General features: G+C 70.3%; 20 protein-coding genes. 12 read left to right on the top strand and 8 right to left on the bottom strand.

The window, feature by feature from the left end; genetic code table 11:
• Positions 1-3: 3 nt before the first annotated feature.
• The 3 genes from ligA to smc are packed head-to-tail and all read right to left on the bottom strand — an operon-like array spanning position 4 to position 6,712.
• Positions 4-2,064 (bottom strand): NAD-dependent DNA ligase LigA, encoded by a 2,061-nt coding sequence (gene ligA / locus JI739_RS00735; RefSeq protein WP_201681937.1) that lies wholly within the window; start codon positions 2,062-2,064, stop codon positions 4-6.
• A gap of 56 nt (positions 2,065-2,120) precedes the next feature.
• On the bottom strand, positions 2,121-3,182 hold the full coding sequence (locus tag JI739_RS00740; protein WP_201681938.1) for a cell division protein ZipA C-terminal FtsZ-binding domain-containing protein: 1,062 nt from the start codon (positions 3,180-3,182) through the stop codon (positions 2,121-2,123).
• Between the two features lie 17 nt (positions 3,183-3,199).
• Positions 3,200-6,712, bottom strand: coding sequence for a chromosome segregation protein SMC (smc, locus tag JI739_RS00745; RefSeq protein WP_201681939.1), 3,513 nt, complete (start codon positions 6,710-6,712; stop codon positions 3,200-3,202).
• Positions 6,713-6,855: 143 nt separating this feature from the next.
• On the opposite strand from smc, the gene JI739_RS00750 reads away from it, so the two are divergent.
• The 8 genes from JI739_RS00750 (at position 6,856) to JI739_RS00785 (ending at position 16,194) form a co-directional block, all read left to right on the top strand.
• On the top strand, positions 6,856-7,725 hold the full coding sequence (locus JI739_RS00750) for a hypothetical protein (RefSeq protein WP_201681940.1): 870 nt from the start codon (positions 6,856-6,858) through the stop codon (positions 7,723-7,725).
• Between the two features lie 20 nt (positions 7,726-7,745).
• Positions 7,746-8,678, top strand: a complete 933-nt coding sequence (locus tag JI739_RS00755) for a DUF72 domain-containing protein (protein ID WP_201681941.1) — start codon at positions 7,746-7,748, stop codon at positions 8,676-8,678.
• An 8-nt stretch (positions 8,679-8,686) separates the two neighbouring features.
• Complete coding sequence (gene dapC / locus JI739_RS00760; RefSeq protein ID WP_201681942.1) at positions 8,687-9,883, top strand: succinyldiaminopimelate transaminase; 1,197 nt, start codon at positions 8,687-8,689, stop codon at positions 9,881-9,883.
• Positions 9,880-10,704, top strand: a complete 825-nt coding sequence (gene dapD / locus JI739_RS00765) for a 2,3,4,5-tetrahydropyridine-2,6-dicarboxylate N-succinyltransferase (protein ID WP_201681943.1) — start codon at positions 9,880-9,882, stop codon at positions 10,702-10,704. The genes dapC and dapD overlap by 4 nt, the downstream gene beginning before the upstream one ends.
• A 169-nt stretch (positions 10,705-10,873) precedes the next feature.
• Complete coding sequence (locus tag JI739_RS00770; RefSeq protein ID WP_201681944.1) at positions 10,874-12,016, top strand: PilT/PilU family type 4a pilus ATPase; 1,143 nt, start codon at positions 10,874-10,876, stop codon at positions 12,014-12,016.
• A gap of 232 nt (positions 12,017-12,248) precedes the next feature.
• On the top strand, positions 12,249-13,403 hold the full coding sequence (gene dapE / locus JI739_RS00775) for a succinyl-diaminopimelate desuccinylase (RefSeq protein ID WP_201681945.1): 1,155 nt from the start codon (positions 12,249-12,251) through the stop codon (positions 13,401-13,403).
• Positions 13,400-14,263, top strand: coding sequence for a 50S ribosomal protein L3 N(5)-glutamine methyltransferase (gene prmB, locus JI739_RS00780; RefSeq protein WP_201681946.1), 864 nt, complete (start codon positions 13,400-13,402; stop codon positions 14,261-14,263). The genes dapE and prmB overlap by 4 nt, the downstream gene beginning before the upstream one ends.
• On the top strand, positions 14,260-16,194 hold the full coding sequence (locus tag JI739_RS00785) for an ABC-F family ATP-binding cassette domain-containing protein (RefSeq protein ID WP_201681947.1): 1,935 nt from the start codon (positions 14,260-14,262) through the stop codon (positions 16,192-16,194). Before prmB ends, JI739_RS00785 begins: the two co-directional genes overlap by 4 nt.
• 22 nt (positions 16,195-16,216) lie before the next feature.
• On the opposite strand, the gene JI739_RS00790 is transcribed toward JI739_RS00785, so the two are convergent.
• Entirely contained in the window at positions 16,217-17,032 is an 816-nt protein-coding gene (locus tag JI739_RS00790; RefSeq protein WP_201681948.1) for an alpha/beta hydrolase family protein, read from the bottom strand.
• Complete coding sequence (locus JI739_RS00795) at positions 17,029-18,138, bottom strand: DUF3182 family protein (protein ID WP_201681949.1); 1,110 nt, start codon at positions 18,136-18,138, stop codon at positions 17,029-17,031. The genes JI739_RS00790 and JI739_RS00795 overlap by 4 nt, the downstream gene beginning before the upstream one ends.
• Positions 18,139-18,348: 210 nt before the next feature.
• Here JI739_RS00795 and JI739_RS00800 point away from each other — a divergent pair, with 210 nt between their 5' ends.
• The 4 genes from JI739_RS00800 to JI739_RS00815 all read left to right on the top strand — a co-directional run bounded on the left by JI739_RS00800 (position 18,349) and on the right by JI739_RS00815 (position 20,446).
• Positions 18,349-18,855, top strand: a complete 507-nt coding sequence (locus JI739_RS00800) for a YbhB/YbcL family Raf kinase inhibitor-like protein (protein WP_201681950.1) — start codon at positions 18,349-18,351, stop codon at positions 18,853-18,855.
• A gap of 72 nt (positions 18,856-18,927) precedes the next feature.
• Positions 18,928-19,248 (top strand): hypothetical protein, encoded by a 321-nt coding sequence (locus JI739_RS00805; RefSeq protein WP_201681951.1) that lies wholly within the window; start codon positions 18,928-18,930, stop codon positions 19,246-19,248.
• A 108-nt stretch (positions 19,249-19,356) separates the two neighbouring features.
• On the top strand, positions 19,357-19,740 hold the full coding sequence (locus tag JI739_RS00810) for a hypothetical protein (RefSeq protein WP_201681952.1): 384 nt from the start codon (positions 19,357-19,359) through the stop codon (positions 19,738-19,740).
• 112 nt (positions 19,741-19,852) lie between these two features.
• Positions 19,853-20,446, top strand: coding sequence for a hypothetical protein (locus JI739_RS00815; protein WP_201681953.1), 594 nt, complete (start codon positions 19,853-19,855; stop codon positions 20,444-20,446).
• Here JI739_RS00815 and JI739_RS00820 read toward each other — a convergent pair.
• The 3 genes from JI739_RS00820 to JI739_RS00830 are packed head-to-tail and all read right to left on the bottom strand — an operon-like array spanning position 20,434 to position 23,253.
• Positions 20,434-21,195 carry a metal ABC transporter permease gene (locus JI739_RS00820; protein WP_201681954.1) on the bottom strand — a complete coding sequence of 254 codons (762 nt, stop codon included), beginning with the start codon at positions 21,193-21,195 and terminating at the stop codon, positions 20,434-20,436. The two genes, JI739_RS00815 and JI739_RS00820, sit on opposite strands and share 13 nt — an antisense overlap.
• Complete coding sequence (locus JI739_RS00825) at positions 21,192-22,118, bottom strand: metal ABC transporter substrate-binding protein (RefSeq protein ID WP_201681955.1); 927 nt, start codon at positions 22,116-22,118, stop codon at positions 21,192-21,194. Before JI739_RS00825 ends, JI739_RS00820 begins: the two co-directional genes overlap by 4 nt.
• Positions 22,099-23,253, bottom strand: a complete 1,155-nt coding sequence (locus JI739_RS00830) for a hypothetical protein (RefSeq protein WP_236589013.1) — start codon at positions 23,251-23,253, stop codon at positions 22,099-22,101. Before JI739_RS00830 ends, JI739_RS00825 begins: the two co-directional genes overlap by 20 nt.
• Between the last annotated feature and the right edge of the window lie 50 nt (positions 23,254-23,303).

The raw sequence follows: 23,303 nt of genomic DNA on the forward strand, positions 1-23,303 counted from the left end.
ACCTCATCCGTTCGCAGGCGGCGCCAGCAGCGAGCGCAGGCCTTCCTCATCCAGGATCGCAACGCCCAGCTCCCGGGCCTTGTCCAGTTTGCTGCCTGCTTCGGCACCGGCCACCACGTAAGCCGTCTTTTTGCTCACCGAACCAGCCACCTTCGCACCGGCTGCCTCCAGCAAGGCCTTGGCCTCGTCGCGGCTGAGCGACGGCAGGGTGCCGGTGAGCACCACCGTCACGCCAGCCAGCGGCTGCGGCACTCGCGCGGCCGGCTCGCCTTCGGGCCACTGGACGCCGAGGGCACGCAGCTGCTCCACCACTTCGCGGTTGTGCGGCTGCTGGAAAAACGTGTGGATGCTCTGGGCCACCACGGGGCCCACGTCGGGCACCTGCAGCAGCTCGTCCACGCTGGCTTGCATCACCGCGTCCAGGGAGCCGAAGTGGCGCGCCAGGTCGCGCGCCGTGGCCTCGCCCACGTGGCGGATGCCCAGCGCGAACAGAAAGCGCGGCAGCGTGGTCTGCTTCGAGTTCTCCAGGGCGCCCAGCAGGTTGGCCGCGCTCTTGCCGCCCATGCGGTCCAGCGCCACCAGGTTGGCCAGCCCCAGGCGATACAGGTCGGGCAACACGCGAATCACGTTCGCGTCCACCAGCTGGTCCACCAGGCGTTCACCCAGGCCTTCGATGTCCAGGGCGCGCCGCTGCGCGAAATGCAGCAGCGCCTGCTTGCGCTGGGCGCCGCAGAACAGCCCCCCGGTGCAGCGCCAGTCGGCCTCGCCCTCCTCCCGCACGGCGGCGCTGCCGCACACGGGGCAGCGGTGCGGCATGCTGAAGGGCGGCTCCTCATGCCGGCGCTCGTGCGCGAGCACCGAGACCACTTCGGGGATCACGTCGCCGGCGCGGCGCACGATCACCGCGTCACCGACCCGCACGTCCTTGCGCCGCGCTTCGTCTTCGTTGTGCAGGGTGGCGTTGGTCACCGTGACCCCGCCCACGAACACGGGCTTCAGGCGCGCCACCGGCGTGAGCTTGCCGGTGCGGCCCACGAAGATGTCGATGGACTCGACCGTGGTCACCTGCTCCTGCGCCGGAAACTTGTGCGCCACCGCCCAGCGTGGCTCGCGGGTGACGAAGCCCAGCTGCCGCTGCAGCGCCAGGCTGTCCACCTTGTAGACCACGCCGTCGATGTCGAAGGGCAGCTGGTCACGCTCGCGGCCCACCGCCTCGTGGTAGGCGACCAGCTCGTCCGCGCCGCGGGCGCGTCGGATCCGGTCCGACACCGGCAAGCCCCACCCCTTGAACGCCTCCAGCACGTCCGAGTGGCGGGTGAATGCAGGACCGCCTGCGATCTCGCCCCAGCCATAGGCGAAGAACGACAGCGGCCGCTGTCGCGCGATCTGCGGATCGAGCTGGCGCACCGCGCCGGCGGCTGCGTTGCGCGGGTTGACGAAGGTCTTCTCGTTGCGCAGGCCGCGGGCGATCTTCTCGCGCTGCAGCTCGTTCAGCCGCTCGAAATCGTCGCGCCGCATGTACACCTCGCCGCGCACCTCCAGCACCGGCGGCGCACCCTCGGGCAGCCTCAAGGGAACCTGTCCGATGGTGCGGATGTTCTGGGTCACGTCCTCGCCCACCTCGCCGTCGCCGCGCGTGGCGGCCTGCACCAGCACGCCGTCCTCATAGCGAAGGTTCACGGCCAGGCCGTCGAACTTCAGCTCGGCGACGTACTCGATGGGCGGGTCCGACTCACCCAGCCCCAGCTCACGCCGCACCCGCGCGTCGAAGTTGCGCGCGCCGCTGGCCTCGATGTCGGTCTCGGTGCGGATCGACAGCATGGGCACCCGGTGCCGCACCTTGGCGAAGCCCTCCAGCGGCTTGCCGCCCACTCGCAACGTGGGCGAATCCGGCGTGCGCAACTCGGGGTGCTGCGCCTCGATCTGCTGCAGTTCCTGGAACAGATGGTCGTACTCGGCGTCCGGGATCTCCGGCTCGTCGAGCACGTAGTAGCGATGGGCGTGGTGGTGCAGCAGCCGGTGCAGTTCGGCGACGCGTTCGTGCAGTGCGGGAGGGGCTGGCATGGATGGCTCTTGGAGGCGAGCCGGATTGTCTCGCAGCCGCTGCAGCGGCCTGGGCTTCAGCTGAACAACCTTCGCGCCTGCGCCGACCCGGCCGCCAAGTCCCTCGCATCCAGCGTGTCGTACAGCGTTTCCAGGTCGGCGCCGATGGCGTCCAGCGTCTCGTCGCGGATCACCTGGCCGCGGTCGTCGGTGAGGATGCCGTCCATCGACTGGCCGAGCGCGGTGGCGGCGTCGCGCATGCGCGCGAAGGGCTGGTCGGTCCGGGCGACCTGCGGCACGTCCACGGTGAGGGTCAGGTCGCGCAGCGCCGCCTGCGTGGGGTCCTCGGCCAGCGCGGCCTGCGTGTCGAAGGTCAGCACCAGCACCGGCGGCGAGCCGGGATGCTCCGCGGGCAGGACCAGGCGACCCGGCACGACGCCGGCGACGAAGCCCAGCCGCGAGGCGTGCTGCTGCACGTAGCCCGGGCTCCAGGCGGTCTGCCGCGCGCGCAGCGTGAGGCTCAGCTGCGCATCATGGCCGCTGGCGAATTGGTCCAGTTCCCGCGCGCGGGCCACCTCGTGCCGCATCTCCGGGAAGTCGGGCATGCCGCCGACGGAATCGGCGAAGGCCTGCGCCTTCATCACGAACTCGGAGTACTCGATTTCGTTGAGCGGGCCGCTGCGGTTGGCCAGTTGCACGCCCGCCTGGAACGCCGTGTAGCGCTGGCCCGCCTGCGGCATTTCCCAGTGGCCGCTGCGCTCGTTCAGGGCCTCGATGGCGAAGGGCTTGCTGCCCGTGCGGCGGGTGCTGGGCATGGCCGCCAGCGCGGCGTCGCCGCTGACGGGGCCCTCCAGCGAGATGGGCGCGATCACGTCGATGAGGGCGTCGAGCCCCGGCCGCCGCTCCGGCGTGGCGACGGCGTGCACCAGGGCCGAGTCGGAGAACACGGGGTCGACCCGGCCATCCTCGTTGGCAAGTTGCTCCACCGGCACCGTGGACACCGAGTCGCCCAGCGGCACCGTGTCGTGCTCGGGCTGCCGCGGCGTGTTGCGGCGCGTGGTCCAGGCGTTCCAGGCGATCAGGGCGGCCAGGGTGCCTCCACCCAACATGGCCAAACCCATGGTGAGACTGCTGCTCATACGCGATTCCTATGTGTTCACATCTCCGCCATCGATACGGCCGACTCCATGTCGACCGCCACGATGCGCGAGACCCCCTGCTCCTGCATGGTGACGCCGATCAGCTGCTGCGCCATCTCCATCGCGATCTTGTTGTGGCTGATGAAGAGGAACTGCGTGCCGCGGCTCATGCTGGCCACGAGCTTGGCGTAGCGCTCGGTGTTGGCGTCGTCCAGCGGCGCATCCACCTCGTCGAGCAGGCAGAACGGCGCCGGGTTGAGCTGGAAGATGGCGAAGACGAGCGCGATCGCCGTCAGCGCCTTCTCACCGCCCGACAGCAGGTGGATGGTCTGGTTCTTCTTGCCCGGCGGCTGCGCCATCACCTGCACGCCCGCGTCGAGGATTTCCTCGCCGGTCATCACGAGCTTGGCATTGCCGCCACCGAACAGCTCGGGGAACATGCGGCTGAAGTGCTCGTTGACGACGTTGAAGGTGCCGCTGAGCAGCTCGCGCGTCTCGCCGTCGATCTTGCGGATGGCATCTTCCAGCGTGGTCATGGCCTCGACCAGGTCGGCCGACTGCGCGTCCAGGAACTGCTTGCGCTCGCGGGCCGCGCTCAGCTCGTCCAGCGCCGCGAGGTTGACCGCGCCCAGCGCCGCGATCTCGCGGTGCAGCCGGTCGATCTCGCCTTGCAGTCCGGTCAGGCGAACCTTGCCGTCGGCCACCGACAGGCGCAGCGCCTCGAGGTCGGCCTGCGCGTCGGCCAGCAGTTGCGTGTACTGCTCCAGGCCCAGGCGGGCGGCCTGTTCCTTGAGCTGGAATTCGGTGATGCGCTGGCGCAGCGGGTCGAGCTCGCGCTCGAGCTTGAGCCGTCGCTCGTCGCTGGCCCGTAGTTTGTGGGTGAGGTCGTCGTACTCGCTGCGCTTGGCGCCCAGCGCCTGCTCGCGCTCGAGCTTGAGGGCCAGCGCGTCCTGCAGCCCGCCCTGTGCCGCCGCGTCCGTGAGCCGCGACAGCTCATCGTGGGCGCGCAGCTCCTCGGCCGCGATGGAGGTCGACTGCTGGCTCGCCGTCTCGATGGTGCGCTGCAGTTCACCGCGGCGCGCCTCCAGCGACCGCTGGGAAAACTTCGCCTCCTGGGCCTGACGCTCCAGCCCGCGCTGCTGCTCGCGCGACTCGGAGAGCTTGCGCTCGGCCTCGATCACCCGCTCGTCCAGCTGCGCGTGCCGCTCCTGCGAGTCGGCCAGCTGCATGTCCAGCTCCTCGAAGCGGGCCTCGGCCGTCACCCGGCGCTCCTGCAGGTCGTCCAGCAGCGCGTCGACCTCGGCCAGGTCGCCGGCGATCTGCTCGCCACGCGCCCGCGTCTGCTCGGCCAGCTGCGACAGGCGCAAGTGCTCCACCTGCAGCTCGTGGGCGCGGGCGCGAACCTCGCTGGCCTCGCGGCGCACCGCCACCAGGCGCTGCGAGGCATCGGCATAGGCGGCCTCGGCACGCACCAGCGCGGCGCGCGATTCGTCCACGATCAGCGCCTGCGCCTTCGATTCCTTCTCGAGGTTTTCGATCTCCTGCTGGCGGGCCAGCAGGCCGGCGCGCTCGGAGTCCTGGGCGTAGAAGCTCACCGAGTGCGCGCTGACGGCATGGCCGCTGCGCACGTAGATCACTTCGCCGGCGCGCAACTGGGCGCGTGCGCCCAGCGCTTCCTCGAAGCTCTCCGCCGTGAGGCAGCCGTGCAGCCAGTCGGCCAGCAAGGCCTTCTGGCCGGCATCGTGCAGGCGCAACTTGTCGGCCAGCCGAGGCAGCGCGCCCGAAGCCTCCGGCGCGGACGCGCCGGGCGGGCTGTAGAAGGCGAGCTTGGCCGGCGGCGCGTCGTTGGCGAAGGCTTTCACCAGTTCCAGGCGCGAGACCTCCAGGGCCGACAGGCGCTCGCGCAGCACCGCCTCGAGCGCGTTTTCCCAGCCCTGCTCCACATGGATGCGGCTCCACAGCCCCTGCAGGCCATCCAGCCCGTGCTTGGCGAGCCATGGGCGCAGCTTATCGTCGGTGCGCACCTTTTCCTGGAGCGCCTTCAAAGCTTCGAGACGCGCGGAGAGGTCGGCCTGGCGCGCGGCCTGCCGGTTCGCCTCGGCCTGGCGGTTGCGGCGGTCTTCGTCGAGGGCCGGCACCTGTTCCTGCAGCTCGTGCAGCCGGGCCTCGGAGGCCTCGGCCGATTCCTGCGCCGCGGCCAGCTGCTGCTCCGATTGCGCCAGGCGCTGCTCGTCGGGCGCGGCCAGGGCCTGCTTGTCCGCCACCAGCCGCTCGCGGCGCACGTTCAGCTGGCGCGACTGCTCCTCGATGTTGCGCTGGTCGGCCGCCAGCACCTGGATTTGCTGCTGCACCTGGGCCACGCTGGCCCGCTGCTCGTTGGCACGGGACTGGGCCTGCCGGACCGCGTCTTCCAGCTCGGGCAGGCGCGCGGCCTGTTCCTCGACCTGGGCCTCGAGCAGGGCGGCCCGCTCCTCGGCCAGGGCGCCGTCCGCGGCCAGGTTCTCCAATTCCCCGGCGGCCTGGTCACGGCGGGCCACCCACTGGGCGGCCTGCTCCTTCAGTTGCGCCAGCCGCTGCTCGGCGCGCTGGCGGCCTTCGACCACGAAGCGGATCTCGGCCTCCAGGCGGCCGACCTCGGCGCTGGCCTCGTACAGCTTGCCCTGGGCCTGGTTCACCTGGTCGCCGGCGGCGTAGTGCGCCTGGCGGATGGTCTCGATTTCGTTCTCGACGTGGCGCAGGTCGGCCACCCGGGATTCGAGCTCGTTCACGGCCTTGTCGGCATCGGCCTTGATGCGCACCTGGTCGGCTTCGCTCTCGGCGCGCTTGAGGAACCACAGCTGCTGCTGCTTGAGCGTGGCATCCGCCTGCAGCGCGTTGTACCTTTGCGCCACCTCCGCCTGCTTTTCCAGCTTTTCGAGGTTGGCGTTGAGCTCGCGCAGGATGTCTTCGACCCGGGTCAGGTTCTCGCGCGTGTCGGACAGGCGGTTCTCGGTCTCGCGCCGGCGTTCCTTGTACTTGGACACACCCGCCGCTTCCTCCAGGAACAGGCGCAGCTCCTCGGGCTTGCTCTCGATGATCCGGCTGATGGTGCCCTGGCCGATGATGGCGTACGCCCGCGGCCCCAGGCCCGTGCCGAGGAACACGTCCTGCACGTCGCGGCGGCGCACCGGCTGGTTGTTGATGTAGTAGCTGCTGGTGCCGTCGCGCGTGAGCACGCGCTTGACGGCGATCTCGGCGAACTGCGACCACTGGCCGCCTGCCCGGTGGTCGGCGTTGTCGAACACCAGTTCGACCGAGGCGCGCGAGGCCGGCTTGCGGTGCGTGGTGCCGTTGAAGATCACGTCCTGCATGGACTCGCCGCGCAGCTCGCTGGCCTTGGACTCGCCCAGCACCCAGCGCACCGCGTCCATGATGTTGGACTTGCCGCAGCCGTTGGGGCCCACCACGCCCACCAGTTGGCCGGGCAGCATGAAATTGGTCGGCTCGGCGAAGGACTTGAAGCCGGAAAGCTTGATCGAAGTAAGGCGCACGATCCCTGCCCGTGAGGCTGACGCTGAGAGAGGCGGCGATGATACCGTGCGACCCGCTGGCGCCAGCCCGCACGGAACCCCGCCGGGGCAGCGGCGACTACCCGCTGCGCCCCGCTTCCGGGGCGGCTACTGGCGGAGAACCCATGCACTTGACCCGAACCGGCTCCTGGGCCGGCCATCATCTCGGCCACCGCGCCGCCCCCTTGCGCAACCCGCGCCGCGGCTACGTGGGCGAACCCGTCCTGCGGGCCCTCGAGGGCACGCCCATCGGGCTGGCCAGCCGCAAGGCCTTCCGCATCCAGCGGTTCGCCGACTGCGTGCACAACACCACCCGCATGACGGGGCAGATGGTCGAGAGCCTGGCGACCATGAAGCAGCTGGGTTGCGTGCGGACCGCGTGGCTGCGTCCCCACCCGCATTTCCTGACCGAATTGGGCGAGGCGCCCACCGCCGAGCGGCTGGAGCAGCTGGGCACCTTGCGTGGCCCGCTCCAGCTGGTGTCCTTCCACGGCCTGCAGCCGGGCCAGGGCGAGCAGGACTACCGGCACATCCATGCGGTGGTGCAGGTCGCCACCCTCCGGCATGGCGGGCGCACCCTGGGCGTGCTGCTCGACGGCAACAACTACCAGAGCAATCCCGCGATACAGGCGCTCGCGGACTTGCGGAAGGCCGAGGCCGGCTGGCGCCGCCTGCCCGACCTCGACGAGGCCGACCTGCTGGCCGCCGACCGAGCCATCCAGGCGCGCAGGCCGGGCGCACCGCGGGTCCACCAGCTCGCCTACCGCCTGGTCGACCTGGCGCAGATGCTGGCCGCCAGCACCTCCACCGCGCCCGCCCTGGTGCGGTTCAATCCGGGATGGGAAATGGTCCGGCCAGCGCTGTCGCCGCACGCCGCCGACCAGCTGCGCGCCGCCGTCGACGCGGATCCCTCCCAGGTCGAGTCGTTCGCCCCGCCGGCCAATGGCGGGACAAGCCGCCCCCTGTCCTGGCAGCCCTTGATCGACGGCCTGTGAGGCGCCACCCACAATAGGCCATGCCCCCCACTGCCAGCCCGCCAGCCGCCGTCCGCATCGGCGTGTCGGGCTGGCGCTATCCGGGCTGGCGCGGCAACTTCTACCCGGCCGGGGTGGCCCAGGCGCGCGAACTCCACTACGCCTCCAGGCAGTTCAGCAGCATCGAGCTCAACGGATCGTTCTATTCCCTGCAGCGGCCGTCCAGTTATGCGCGATGGGCGGCTGAAACCCCGCCTGGTTTTGTCTTCACCGTGAAGGGCGCCCGTTACCTCACGCACATGCTGCGGCTGCGCAACGCGGCGCAGGCGCTGGGCAACTTCTTCGCCTCGGGCCTGTTCGCGCTGGGCGACAAGCTGGGCCCGATCCTGTGGCAGTTCCCGGCCAACTTCGCCTTCGACCAGGCGCTGTTCGAGGCCTTCTTCTCCGCACTGCCGCGCGACACCGTGGCCGCCGCGCGCGTGGCCCGCCAGCGCGACGAGCGCATGCAGGGTCGCGAGCTGCTCGAGCCGCCGGTGCGCAGGGCACTGCGCCACGCGGTGGAGGTCCGGCACGCCAGCTTCGCCACCCCTGGGTTCATGGCGCTGCTGCGACGGCACGGCATCGCCTGGGTGGTGGCCGACACGCCCCTGCCCTGGCCCAGCCACGAGGACGTCACGGCCGATTTCGTCTACCTGCGCCTGCATGGGTCGACCGAGCTTTACAACAGCCACTACAGCGCCGCCGAGATCGCGCGCTGGGCGGCCTGCATCCAGGCCTGGCGCCGGGGCCGGCAGCCCGCCGATGCCCGGCTGGTCGACCCGGCCGCGCCCGGCCCTCGAGCGCCACTCGAGGTGTTCTGCTACTTCGACAACACCGACAAGCTGCACGCCCCGGTGAATGCGCGCGAGCTGATGCAGGCGCTGGATGTTCACTGGCCGCCATCCGGGGAGGCGGCCACACCGCGCCGCCGATAATCCGCGGCATGAATCCCCTTCTGCAGAAATTGCAGCCCTACCCCTTCGAGCGGCTGCGGCAGCTGTTCGCGGGCGTGGCCCCGAACCCCGCCTTGCGCCCCATCAGCCTGGGCATCGGCGAGCCGCGCCACCCGGCTCCGCCGCTGGTCGAGCAGGCCATCGGGCAGGCCATGCAGGGCCTGTCGGTCTACCCGCCCACGGCCGGCGACCCGCAGCTGCGGAAAGCCTGCGCAGGCTGGCTGCAGCGGCGCTACGGGCTCGAGATCGATGCCTTGCGGGAAGTCCTTCCGGTGAACGGTTCGCGCGAGGCGCTCTTCGCCTTTGCCCAGACCGTCATCGACCCCACCCGCGACGCGGTGGTGGTCTGCCCCAATCCCTTCTATCAAATCTACGAAGGCGCGGCCCTGCTGGCAGGCGCCACGCCCTGGTACGCGCCCAGTGACCCGGCGCGCAACTTCGCGGTCGACTGGGACAGCGTGCCGGCCGACGTGTGGGCGCGCACCCAGCTGGTCTTCGTCTGCTCGCCGGGCAACCCCACCGGCGCGGTGATGCCGCTGCAGGAGTGGCGCAAGCTGTTCGAGCTGTCGGACCGCCACGGGTTCGTCATCGCCTCGGACGAGTGCTACAGCGAGATCTACTTCCAGGGCGAGCCGCCCCTGGGCGGCCTGGAGGCCGCGCACAAGCTCGGCCGCGGCTTCGAGCGGCTGGTGGCCTTCACCAGCCTGTCCAAGCGCAGCAACGTGCCCGGCCTGCGCTCGGGCTTCGTGGCGGGCGACGCCGACATCCTGAAGTCGTTCCTGCTCTATCGCACCTATCACGGCAGCGCCATGAGCCCCATCGTGCAGGCGGCCAGCATCGCCGCCTGGAACGACGAGGCCCACGTGATCGACAACCGCGCGCAGTACCGGCGCAAGTTCGCCGAGGTCACGCCCATGCTGTCGGCCGTGCTCGACGTGGGCCTGCCCGATGCCGGCTTCTACCTGTGGGCGGGGGTCGAAGGCAGCGACGAGGCCTTCGCCCGCGACCTGCTCGCTCAATACAATGTGACGGTTTTGCCGGGCAGCTACCTCGCCCGCGAAACCGGCGGTTTCAACCCGGGCCGCGGCCGCATCCGGATGGCCCTCGTGGCCGACACCGCCGAATGCCTCGAAGCCGCGGGCCGCATCGTCCAGTTCGTGCAATCCAGAACCAAGTCAAGCCAGTGACCCAGCAACTCCAGAGCCTCATCGACAACGCGTGGGAAAACCGCGCCAGCCTGTCGCCCAAGTCCGCCTCGCCCGAAATCTCGGACGCCGTCGATCACGTCATCGCCGAACTGAACAACGGCCACCTGCGCGTGGCCACCCGCGAAGGCGTGGGGCGCTGGACGGTGCACCAGTGGATCAAGAAAGCCGTGCTGCTGTCCTTCCGCCTCAAGGACAACGAAATCATGAAAGCCGGCGACCTGGCCTTCTTCGACAAGGTGCCCACCAAGTTCGCGCACCTCACACCCGAAGAGATGGCCGCGACCGGCGTGCGCGTGGTGCCGCCGGCGGTGGCCCGTCGCGGCAGCTTCATCGCCCGCGGCGCGATCCTGATGCCCAGTTACGTGAACATCGGCGCCTACGTCGACGAAGGCACCATGGTCGACACCTGGGCCACCGTGGGATCGTGCGCGCAGGTCGGCAAGAACGTGCACCTGTCCGGCGGCGTCGGCCTGGGCGGCGTGCTCGAGCCGCTGCAGGCCAACCCGACCATCATCGAAGACAACTGCTTCATCGGCGCACGCTCCGAAATCGTCGAGGGCGTCATCGTCGAGGAGAACTCGGTCATCTCCATGGGCGTGTACATCGGCCAGAGCACCCCCATCTACGACCGAGCCACCGGCAACGTGAGCTATGGCCGGGTGCCGGCCGGCTCGGTGGTCATCTCCGGCAGCCTGCCCAAGGACGGTGGCAAGTACTGCCTGTACGCGGCCATCATCGTCAAGCGCGTGGACGCCCAGACGCGGGCCAAGACCAGCCTGAACGACCTGCTGCGGGATTGACATGCCCCCCCCGAAGCGGCTTCGCCGCCTCCCCCCAAGGGGGCGCAACCAGCGGCCCGGCCAAGCCGGTTCCGCGGTAGCCGCTGGAGCGGCCTGCCGCTGCGCGGCGGCCTGGCAAGTCCACGCTTGTTCATTGGCTGCGCTTCTTGCCACCCCTTGAGGAGCCGTCATGAATACGATGGAACGCATCCTGCGGCTGATGGCCGACAAGAAGGCCTCGGACGTGTACCTCTCGGCGCATGCGCCGGCGCAGCTTCGCATCAACGGCCAGTGCGTGCCGCTCAACCCGCAGGCGCTGCCGGCCGACGCGCCGCGCGCGTTGCTGGCCGAGATCGTGCCAGCCGAGCGCCTGGCCGAACTCGAGCGCACGGGCGAGCTGAACATGGGCCGCACGCTGGAAGGCGTCGGCAGCTTCCGCATCTCGGCCATGCGCCAGCGCGGCTCGGTCGCCGCCGTCATCCGGCACATCCCCAACGAGATTCCGCCGCTGGACACGCTGTCGCTGCCCATGGTGCTGGGCGACCTGGTGATGGAAAAACGCGGCCTGATCCTCATGGTGGGCGCCACCGGCGCCGGCAAGAGCACCACGCTCGCCTCCATGATCGACTGGCGCAACGAACGCAGCTCGGGCCACATCCTCACGATCGAGGACCCGATCGAATACATCTTCCGCAACAAGCGCAGCGTGGTGAACCAGCGCGAGATCGGCACCGACACGCAGTCGCTGCAACTGGCCCTCAAGAATGCGCTGCGCCAGGCCCCCGACGTCATCCTGATCGGAGAGATCCGCGACCGCGACACCATGTCGGCCGCCATCGCGTACGCCCAGTCGGGCCACCTGTGCCTGGCGACGCTGCACGCCAGCAACAGCTACCAGGCCCTGAACCGCATCCTGTCGTTCTATCCGGTGGAGGTGCGCCCGACCATGCTGGGCGACCTGGCCGCCGCCTTGCGCGCCGTGGTGTCGCAGCGCCTGCTGCGCACCGTCCACGGCGGCCGCACCCCCGCGGTGGAGGTGATGCTCAATGCCCAGCTGGTGACGGAGCTGATCGAGAAGGGCGATTTCGCCGCACTTCGCGAAGCCATGGAGAAGTCACTGGCCGAAGGATCGCAGACCTTCGAGCAGGACATCGCCCGCCTGGTCACCGACGGCTTGGTCGACCGAAAGGAAGGGCTGGCCCACGCCGATTCGCCCAACAACCTGTTGTGGCGTTTGCAGAACGACTTCCAGAGCCGCGCCGTGGAGGCCGCACCGAACGATGAAGACGACCAACCCTCCTTCACCGAGATCACATTCGACGTGAAGCATTGAGAACATGCCCCCCGAAGCGGCCTAGCGGCCGCCACCCCCAGGGGGCGCCAGTAGCGGCCCGGCAAAGCCGGTTCCGCGTTGGCACTGGAGGGGCCTACCGCTGCGCGGTGGCTGCGATTCAGTCCGAACGGCACGGGTCTTTTCCCGTTCGCCCTGAGCCCGTCGAAGGGCCCGCACGAACCAAGCGACATCAAGCGAAACGGCGCCATGTGGCGCTGCTAGAGAATTCAACATGAACTCCACCCTCCACCTCGTCGAGCAGCTGATCTCGCGCCGCTCGGTCACCCCCGATGACGCCGGGTGCCAACCCATCCTGGTTGCGCGGCTGGGGCCGCTGGGCTTTGCGTGCGAGACCATCGAGGGCGGGCCGGACGACTTTCGCGTCACCAACCTGTGGGCGCGCCGGCCGGGGCGCTCGGCGCGCACGCTGGTGTTCGCGGGGCACACCGATGTGGTGCCTACCGGGCCGCTGGAGCAGTGGCACAGCAATCCCTTCGTGCCCACGCATCGCGACGGGCTGCTGTTCGGGCGGGGCGCCGCCGATATGAAGACATCCATCGCCGCGTTCACGGTGGCGGTGGAGGAGTTCCTGGCGGCGCATCCCGACCCCGCCTTGTCGCTCGCCTTGCTGATCACCAGCGACGAGGAAGGCCCGAGCGTGGATGGCACGGTGGTGGTGTGCGAGCGCCTGGCCGCGCGCGGTGAACGGCTCGACTGGTGCATCGTGGGAGAGCCGACCTCGGTCGAGCGCCTGGGCGACATGATCAAGAACGGCCGCCGCGGCAGCCTGACCGGCAAGCTCGCGGTGAAGGGCGTGCAGGGCCACATCGCCTATCCGCAGCTCGCGCGCAACCCCATCCACCAGGCACTGCCGGCGTTGGCGGAACTCACCGCGACTGAATGGGACCGGGGCAACGCCTTCTTCCAGCCCACCAGCTTCCAGATCAGCAACATCCATGCCGGCACCGGCGCCGGCAACGTGATCCCGGGCGAGGTGGTCATCGACTTCAACTTCCGCTTTTCCACCGAGAGCACCGCCGCGGGCCTGCAGCAGCGCGTGGAGGCGGTGCTGGCGCGGCACGGGATCGAGTACACCCTCGGCTGGACCGTGGGCGGGCAGCCCTTCCTGACCGATGCGGGCGAATTGGTGGGCGCCATCCAGCAGGCCATCCAGGCCGAGACCGGCATCGCCACCGAGCTGTCCACCACCGGCGGCACCAGCGATGGGCGCTTCATCTCGCGCATCTGCCCCCAGGTGATCGAGTTCGGCCCGATCAACGCCAGCATCCACAAGATCGACGAGCACGTGCGCGTGGCCGACATCGAGCCGCTCAAGAACATCTACCGCCGCACCCTCGAGCAGCTCGAATCGCTGGAGCGCGCATGACCGTCATCGAATGCATCGAAGCCTCGGCCCGTCGGCTCGAAGAGGCCGGTGTCGCCTTCGGCCACGGCACCGCCAACGCGTTCGACGAGGCGGCGTGGCTGGTGCTGTGGCGCCTGGGCCTGCCGCTGGACGATCTCGACTCGGTCGCCGAGCGCGACGTACCGCCCGAGCTGGCCGGGCCGGTGGCCGAGCTGATCGGGCAGCGCATCGCCACCCGCCAGCCCGCCGCCTACCTCACGCGCGAGGCCTGGCTGCAGGGCGTGCCCTTCTACGTGGACGAGCGCGCCATCGTGCCGCGCTCCTTCATCGCCGAGCTCATCGCTGACGGCGGCTTCGACGCCTGGCTGGGCCCGCACACCCGGCGCGTGCTCGACCTGTGCACCGGCAACGGCAGCCTGGCGGTGCTGGCCGCGATGGCATGGCCCGAGGTGGACGTCGATGCCGCCGACATCTCCCCCGATGCGCTGGCCGTGGCCCGCATCAATGTCGAACGGCATCAACTGGCCGATCGAATCCGCCTCATCGAGTCGGACGGTCTGGCCCGACTGCCCGGCCCCTACGACCTGATCATCTGCAACCCGCCCTACGTCAACGCACGGAGCATGAGCGCCCTGCCCGCCGAGTACCTGGCCGAGCCCTCGCTGGCCTTGGCCGGCGGCGAAGACGGCATGGACTTCATCCGCCGCCTGCTGCACGAGGCGCCTTCCCACCTCACCGCGAACGGTGTGCTGGTGCTGGAGATCGGCAACGAACGCGAGCATTTCGAGGCCGCGTTCCCGCGCCTTGGGGCCGTGTGGCTGGAGACCAGCGCGGGCATCGACCAGGTCTTGCTTCTGACCCGCGAAAGCTTCGTTTCATGATCACCCTTCGCGACGTCACCCTGCGCCGCGGCGCCAAGGTGCTGCTGGACCGCGTCTCCCTCACCATCAACCCCGGCGAGAAGGTCGGCCTGGTGGGACGCAACGGCGCCGGCAAGTCCACCCTGTTCGGCCTCTTCAACGGCAGCGTGCACGAAGACGGCGGCGACTTCTCCCGCCCGGCGCATTGGCAGCTGGCCCAGGTGGCTCAGAACATGCCCGAGACCGACCAGCCGGCCACCGAGTTCGTGCTGGCCGGCGACGAGCGGCTGATGGCCACGCGCGAGCGCCTGGCCGACGCCGAGGCCGCCCTGCACGCCGACCCCGACGACGCCGATGCCGGCATGGCCATCGCGCAGGCCCATGCCGACCTGCACGACGCCGGCGAGCACGATGCGGTTCCGCGAGCGCAGGCGCTGATCCTGGGGCTGGGCTTCAAGACCGACGAGGTGCAGCGGCCCGTCAACAGCTTCTCGGGTGGCTGGCGCATGCGGCTGCAGTTGGCCCGCGCGCTCATGAGCCCGTCGGACCTGCTGCTGCTGGACGAGCCCACCAACCACCTGGACCTGGACGCGCTGGTCTGGCTCGAGTCGTGGCTGCAGCGCTACCCGGGCACGCTCATCGTCATCAGCCACGACCGCGAGTTCCTCGACGCGGTGACGCAGGTCACGGTGCATATCGACCAGCAGAAACTCACGCGCTACGGCGGCAACTACAGCGCCTTCGAGCTGCTGCGCGCCGAGCAGCTGGAGCTGCAGCAGTCCGCCTTCTCGCGCCAGCAGGACAAGATCGCCCACCTGCAGAAGTTCATCGACCGCTTCAAGGCCAAGGCCACCAAGGCCCGCCAGGCACAGAGCCGCGTCAAGGCGCTGGAGCGCATGGAGCGCATCGCACCGGTGCTGGCCGAGGCCGACTTCAGCTTCGAGTTCAAGGAGCCGCCCAACCTGCCCAACCCCATGCTGGCGATCAGCGACGCGAGCTTCGGCTATGCGGCGTCGCCCGAGCCCAAGGTCATCCTGCGGCAGGTCAGCCGATCGGTGCTGGCCGGGCAGCGCATCGGCATCCTGGGCGCCAATGGCCAGGGCAAGTCCACGCTGGTCAAGACCATCGCGCATGACATCCCGCTGCTGTCCGGCACCGTCACCGAGGGCAAGGGACTGGCCATCGGCTACTTCGCCCAGCAGGAACTGGACGTGCTGCACGTGGACAGCAATCCGCTCGAACACATGATCCGGCTGGCACGGGACAGCGGCCCGCCGGCGCGCGAGCAGGAACTGCGCAACTTCCTGGGCAGCTTCAACTTCTCCGGCGACATGGTGGCCCAGCCCGTGGGCACCATGAGCGGCGGCGAGAAGGCGCGGCTGGTGCTGGCCATGATGGTCTGGCAACGCCCCAACCTGCTGCTGCTGGACGAGCCCACCAACCACCTCGACCTGGCCACCCGCGAGGCGCTCTCGGTGGCGCTGAACGAGTTCGAAGGCACGGTGATGCTGGTCAGCCACGACCGGGCGCTGCTGCGCGCCGTGTGCGACGAGTTCTGGCTGGTCGGCCGCGGCGAGGTGCGGCCCTTCGACGGCGACCTGGACGACTACCAGGCCTATTTGCTGGACGAGTCGCGCCGGCTGCGCGACGAGGCCCGCGCCGCCACGGCCGCGGCCGCCCCACCCCCACCGCCGCAGCCCGAGCCGGCCCGACAGCGCCAGCAGGCCGCCGCCCAGCTGCGGCCGCTGCGCAAGGAGCTGGAGAAGACCGAGTCACGCATGGTGGTGCTGGAAGGGGAGAAGCAGGCGCTGGAGAAGCGACTGTCGCAGTCCTTGCCTCCGGCTGAACTGGCCGAGTCGGGCCGGCGGTTGAAGGCGCTGGGCGAGGAGCTGCATTCGCTGGAGGAACGCTGGCTGGCCTTGTCGGGGGAGATCGAGCAGGCGGGAGGGTGACCGCGCTCGAACGGAGATCCGGCTAATCCGTCTCCCCCAGCCTTTCCCCCTCCTGCGCCTCCTCGACGGCGTCCTTCGCCGGCTGCTTCCCCTGCGCCTGCGGCGCACGGGCGTTCATCACCATCTCCCCCATCCAGGTGACCAGCAGGTCGGTGTACGCCTTCTGGCAGTTCGGATCGGACAGCCCATGATCCGCTCCCTGCATGAGCCGGTAGGTGAGCGAACGGGCCTGGCTGCAGGCATCGCGGTAGTTGCGCACGGTCTGCCGTGGCACCACCGGATCGTCCTCGGACTCGACGATCAGCACGTCACCGCGGAAGGCCGCGCAGGCGGCCAGGGCCCGGTTCTCCTCGGGCGAGACCACGCGGCGCCGCAAGGCCATCAGTTCGTCGCGCGAAAGGCTGCGCTTGGGCACATGCCAGTCCTCGTCCTTGTAAAGCGCCGGCACCCGCAGGCTCAGCCAGCGCACCGGTCGCAGCGAAGTGGCCACGGCCGCCAGGTAGGCTCCGTAGCTGCTGCCCACCAGGGCCACCGCCGCCGGATCGACCGCGGGGTGATTCACCAGTGCGTCGTAGGCGGCCAGCAAGTCGCGCAGGTTGTCCTCCCGGCTGACCAACTCGCGGTCGGCCTTGTGCCGCACGTGCCCCCGCAGGTCGAAGGTCAGGCAGATGCAGCCGTGCCGGGCGATCTCGTGGGCGCGCTCCAGGTACTGCGCCTGCGAGCCGTCCCAGCCGTGCACCAGCAGCACGCCCGGGACCATGGTTTCGGGGCCGACCAGCGTGCCGGCGATGCGGGTGCCGTCCACGTGGATGTCGATGCCGAGCGCGCGCGTCGTCATAGGGGAACCACACAGCTGTACTTGACCAGTCGGCCGACCTCGGGGTCGGTGCCGTCGAAGTGGACATGGGCCCCCGGGGGGACCACGGCGGCGGGGCCGAAACGCTCGGCGCCCGCCACGCGCACGACCCGGCAGTCGCGGCGCTCGCGGAATTGCTCCAGGGCCACCAGCTCGGGACCGGTGGCGCCGCCCGCGCGCCAGGACTGCTCCAGCACGCCGGAGCAGGCCCGACCGGCGGCGGCGCGTCCGACCGCCACGTCGTAATTGCTGCGCGAGGCATAGAAGGCCGGGAAACAGGTCCGCACGGCCGCGTCGTACTGCCGGGCCTGGTCGATGGCGCGGCGCACCTCGGGCGGCAACTCCAGGGCCGTCAGCGCATCGAAGCCGCCCAGCACCACCACCAGGTCGGAGCCGCCGAACACCTCGCGGTCCTGGTTGTCACGCGTCAGTGCCTGGGTGCCGTGGTAGCTGGCCAGGAGGTCGCCCACCCGGACCTGCCCGACACTGAAGGTGCGCACCTCTTCCAGGTTTTGCTCGAGCACCAGGCCGTGGCCGATCTCCTCGGACCCGATCTGTTCGAGCTGGCCCTGCAGCTCCAGCGCGTCATGCGCCACCGACTGGCCGCGACCGCCAGTGGCGCGCACCGGCTTCAGCCGCACCGGCCCGTGCCGCAGCAACGCGTCACCGGCCAGCCGGGCATCGTCCAAGGAAAACGCGGCATAGCCGCCCAGCACGGCACCTCGCAAGCGATCGCTCATTTCGGGCCGCCAGCTCGGCGGCGCTGCCGGCCGGTCGCCGTACAGCGGATGGCTGATGGCCTTGCTGGCGACGAAGGCGTCCGGCACCACGCCACCGAACAGGTCGTCCGGCCCGGTGATCCCCAGGGCCTGCGCCTGCTGCAGCGTGAGCGTGCTGCTCGGCACGAAGTAAGGCGCGGCACGGTACCGCTGGCCCGGCCGGAACATGCCGCCGAACGATTCCCCGCGCAGCCGCGCCAGCCGCTTCGCGTAGTCGAGCAGCGTGTCCCGCTCGTGGGCGCTGGCGTGGTCGTGGGCGTCCGGCACGTGGGCCACGACGACGCGCGGGGAGCTTGGGGGCTTGTGCACCTGGGTTGGCCGATGGGTGGGTGGTCCAGCTGTTCATTGTTCGAGCATGCCCGGCCGCAACCCTGTCGGACAACACCCCGGCCTATCCCTCGCCCACTCGCACTTGGGCGCCGGCCGATCCGCCCTACGCTGTTCCCATCCGGCCCCGCGTGCCCGCCTGTACGGGCCCCGGTGCCCACTCCACCCACTTCAAGAAGGGAACACACCGCGATGGAAACCACGCACGCCCGGGGACCCGACATCCCCACCTCCCTGACCATCACCTCGTCCAGCATCGCCGACGGCCGCATCCAGCGCGTGCACGCCTGCCGCGAGCAGGGGGGCGAGGACCAGTCGTTGTCGCTGACCGTGCACGGCTTGCCGCCGGAGACCCGGTTCCTCTGCGTCATCGTGGACGACCCGGATGCGATGAAGCCCACCGGCAAGGTCTGGGTGCACTGGAACGTCTTCAACATCGAGACGCGCGGCGAGATGGTGGACTTCCGCGCCGGCCAGCCGCTCGGCGGCGAGGTCGGCCTCAACTCGTCGGGCCAGGCGGCCTACCAGGGCATGTGCCCACCGGACGGGCGGCACACCTATCGCCTGGCGGTGTTCGCCTCGCGCGAGCGCCTGCAGGTGGACACCAGCAAGCCCTGGACGCTCGACGACTTCCAGCGTGCCTACGGCAACCGCACCATCGGCTCGGCGCAGGTCAGCGCCCAGTTCGGCGGCGACTGAGGGTCGACCGGATCCCACGGACCCGGCCGGAGCGGGTAGGCTGGGCGGCTTCAACCATGGAAGGAGCTGAACGTGGCAGTGCCCTGGGGAGTGCTGGTATCGACGCTGCCGACGCTGATCGATTCGGCCGGCAAGCTGTTCAAGAAAGCCGACGCGACGGCCCGATTGCCCGAAGTGCGGGGCAGCGACGACGCCAGCGTGCGCGCCATCGCCGCCCGCCTGGAAGCCCTGGAAGACCTGCAGGCGGACCAGGCGCAGCTGCTCAAGCAGGCGATCGAACAGTTGCAGCAGATGGCGGTGAAGTCCGCGGCGGCCGAGCGGCGGGCCTGGGTGGCGATCGTGATTGCCGTCGTGTCGGCGGGCATCGCCGCGGCGGCGTGGCTGGTGGGGTGAAACGGTGAGGTGACACCCCGCGCCCGCGGACGCCAGCAAGGCATCAGCAATCGATGGGCATGGTTCGCAGAATCGGCGGCCCCACTGCTCACCGAAACGGACCTCGCCTTGATCCTCGAACCACCCGCGACCCACCAGCCGACTGATCGCAGGGGCTGGAACTCCCCGCTTGCTGCTGCCGGGGCGGTCCCCACGCCCTGCCTGCAAGACGTCGCCGAAGATGACCTGGAGATCCTCTATGCGCAGGCTTACGACCGCCTGGTGGCGCGCTGCCCGCAGGAGGCACTGGAAGACCTGCACCGTCTGGTGATCGCGCGACACCGCGACACCAGCTTCCGCTACGCATACGGGCTCGCACTGCAGCAGGTCGAAAGGCCCATCGAAGCCGCGGCCCAGTTCGCCTGCGTCCTGCTGATCGACGCGCATGACGCCGGCGCGGCCCTTCGCCTCGGGGAATGCCTGGAGGCCGCTGGCGACTTCGCCAAGGCGTGAGAGGCCTGGCGCCTGTCCATCGCACTAGCCAGGAAGACCGGGACCTGGCATCAAACCATGTCAAGGGCCGAAGCGCATCTGGATCGTGTGCAACTGGGATGGAGCTGATGCCATGCAGGGACTGAATCGCGTTACCTATTCTTTTTCGCAACCGGTGGCTGCGCTTGAACTGCAGGCAGCTCCCGCCGAATCGTCTTTACCCCCGGAAGGACCCTTGGAGATTGCCCCACCGCGCCCGCCTCGCGAGCGGGGTTCGACTAGCGCCTGCGAACGCGTGCGGCAACGGCTCGACGCCATCCGCACGCAGCTCGCCGGTCCCGCGGCAACCGTCGTTGCGTTGGGCCGATCTGCGCTGTGCGGCTTCCTGGCTTCAAGACACCAGGCAGACCCGGCGGTATCGGGCGTCTACGCTGCCGGTGCCGTTCTCAGTCTCATCAGCGAGGTGGCACTCCGTCGCTCCTTTCAAGATGATCGACATGAAGGAATTCTGCGGGGGGCGACGTTCAGCTCCGAAGGTGCCCTGCTGGCCAGCTTCCTCTACTTAGGACTCAACAGCGACGATCAGCTCTCTTGGGCCGGCGTGCTACTGACGGTGGTCTGGGCCTCGCTCATACCTCGCCGCGAATATTCCGGCAGCAGCGGACCCGAGATCGAAGTCATCGAGGAGCCCGCTGGTCAGGCGGGAGCAGGACCTCAGTACGTCTGACGCGGCGCCTGGCCCAGTTTCAAGGTCGTGGCCAGGCCCAGCAGGCACAGGGCCAGCGCCACGCAGGCGCCGCTGGGCCAGTCGAGGGCGGTCGAGAACGCGAGCCCGCCGGCACAAGCCAGCGCCCCCGCGCCAATCGACGCGGGCAGGCTGCCGCCGCGCCGCGCCCACAGGGCCGGCCCGATCAGCAGGCCGAATACCACGTACAAGCCCAGCACCGGCACCGCCACGCTCAGCGCGATGGCGAACACCGGGTAGAACAGCGCGTCCCGATCCAGCCAGCGACGAACCAGCGCCAGCCCCGGCACGACCACCGCCGCCACGGCCAGTCCGCCGAGCGCGCCCCAGTCGGCCCACAGCACATCGGCCGCCAGCAGCGCCGACAACCGCTCGCGCCCATGCGGGTCATGGCTGGCGGCCAGCAAGGCGGCACTGGCGGCGGCCACGTAGACCAGGCCGATCAGGGCCTCGCGCTGATGGGGCCAGCGCCTGGCGAGCCACCACACCCCGGCCGCGCCGGCCAGTGCAGCAGCCGCCGCCGAGCCGGCCTGCACCACCGCCGAGGGCTGCTCCACCAGCAGCCCGGCCGCCAGCGTGCCGCAGGCCGCCACCTGCGCCACCGCCAGGTCGATGAACACCACGCCGCGCCGCAGCACCTGCACCCCCAGCGGCACCAGCACCAGGCAGGCGGCCAGCAAGGCGGCCAGCGGCGCGGCCAGCCAGGCCAGTTCAGCCGCCCCGCCGCTCATCGGGTGGCCCGCAGGCGATCGATCAGGTGATCGAACAGGCCTGCCAGCGAGTCCGTTCCAGCTTCCTCGGTCACTGTCGAAGGCAGCTGCAGCACCGACTGCGGCCGCCCGAGCTGCTGGCCCAGCCACTGGGCCGGACGCGGGTCCTGGTACAGGGACACCACCACGGCGGCCGGGGGATTGGCGCGGGTGGCCTCCAGCACCCGCTGCAGGTGGCCGGGCGTGGGCGGCAGGCCGGGCTTGGGCTCGAGGTCGGCGACGGGCTCCACGCCGAGCCAGCGCCAGAAGTACGCGAAGGTGGTGTGCTGGGTGGCCACGCGCGCTCCGCGCAAGGAGGCTGCGCGGCGCTCCCAGTCGCCGATGCGGCCGCGCCAGGCCTGCGTGAAGGCGTCCAGCCGGGCGGAATAGTCGGCCCGCCGCGCCGGATCGGCCGCCTGCAGCTGGGCCGTCACCGCCTGCGCCACCGGCAGCAGGTTGCGCGGATCGAGGTGCAGGTGCGGGTTGCCTTCGGCATGCACGTCGCCCTCGAAGGGCGTTCCCGGCGGCCGTGGGTCGATCAGCTTGACCTGCGCCGAGGCGTACACCATGCCCGGCGCACCGTCCTGCACGCGCGGGTTGCCGGCGCGCTGCTGCAGCGTGGGCAGCCAGGCCGCCTCCAGGCCGGCGCCGGTGCAGACCGCCAGGTCTGCATTGCGAAGCGCGGCGATCAGGCTCGGCCGGGCTTCGATGTGGTGCGGATCCTGGCGGGCATGGGTGGCGCTGCGTACCTGCGCCTGCGGCGCGAGCTCGCGCACCAGTGCCGCCCACTCGGCCTCGCAGGTGAAGACGGTCAGCGCCTGCGCGCCGGACGCGGCGGCCAGCAGCAACCCGCCCAGCGCCGCGTGCCAGCGGGCCGTGCGACGGTCAGAACGTGTGCGCGGCATGGGCCCCCCAGTTCAGGATGTATTGCAGTTGCACGGCGCGCGCGGCGCCCTCGAAACCACCGCGATCGCGCTGGTCCGTCAGCTGCAGCCGCAGCACCTGCGCGTGCGTGGGCCGGTAGGCCAGCATCACGGCGTTCTCACGCAGCTTGCCGTCGTCCGCGTGGTCGTCGTGGGCCATGCGCGCCTTCAGCACACTGGTGCGCGCGCCCACCTCCCAGGCCGGGGCGAAGCGCCACACCGCGCTCAGGTAATCGCCCACGTGGCGCCCACCCGCGGCCGGGCCCGCCAGGCCGCGCACGACGGCGCGTTCGTAGGCCACGCGCACCTGCTGGCGGGCGTTGTTGCCGCCGGGCGCCCACTTCCAGGCGATGTCGCCCAGCCACATGCGCCGGCCGCTGAAGCTGGCGCCGTGGGCGTGGGCTGCGTGATCGTCCAGCTCGTGCTCGCCGTCCTCGCCTTCGTGTTCGCCCTCGTGCGCTTCTGCGGCCGCCTGGCGCCGGTTGTTCAGGAAGGACAGCCCCGCCTGCCAGCTCTGGCTGGCGCCCAGGTCGCCGCCCAGCCGGGCCGACAGCACGGCGGCGCCGGCACGCGGGCCGGGCTCGTCGACCAGGCCACGGCCGCGGAACAGCTCGGCGCCCAGGCGCAGGTACAGGTCGGTGGGCGCCACCCAGTTCAGGCGCAGGCCGTCGTCCACCCAGTGGCGTCCGAAGAAGGCGCGGTGCGACAGCGGCCGCTGCACGAAGTCGTCGGCGTGCGGGTGCTGCTCGTTGAGGTAGCCGATCTGGGAGGCGAAGCGGCCGGCGCGCAGCTGCAGGCCGGCGGGCAGCGTGCGGGTTTCGGCGAAGGCTTCTTCGAGGTCGAATTCGAGGCGGCGGTCGTCGCTGTGGGCGGCGGCCGTGACGCGGCCCTGCAGGTGGCGGCCCAGCGGACCGGAGGCGGTGAGGTCACTGTGACCCAGGCCCAGGCCCTTGTCGTGGGTGCCCAGGGCCAGTTCGCGGGAGGCGGCCTGCACATCGAGCACAGCGCCGAACTGCCAGCCGCCGGGGGCGGTCTGTGCGTGCAGGCCCGCAGCGGCCGTGGCCAGGACGAGGGGAACAAGGGTGCGGCGCAACGCGCACGCGGAATCGAAACGCATGAAAACTCTCGCTGATCTGAAAAGAAGGAAACAGGGATCGGCCGCGCACG

This window comes from Ramlibacter aurantiacus (assembly GCF_016722895.1).
In the GTDB taxonomy this organism is placed as follows: domain Bacteria; phylum Pseudomonadota; class Gammaproteobacteria; order Burkholderiales; family Burkholderiaceae_C; genus Ramlibacter; species Ramlibacter aurantiacus.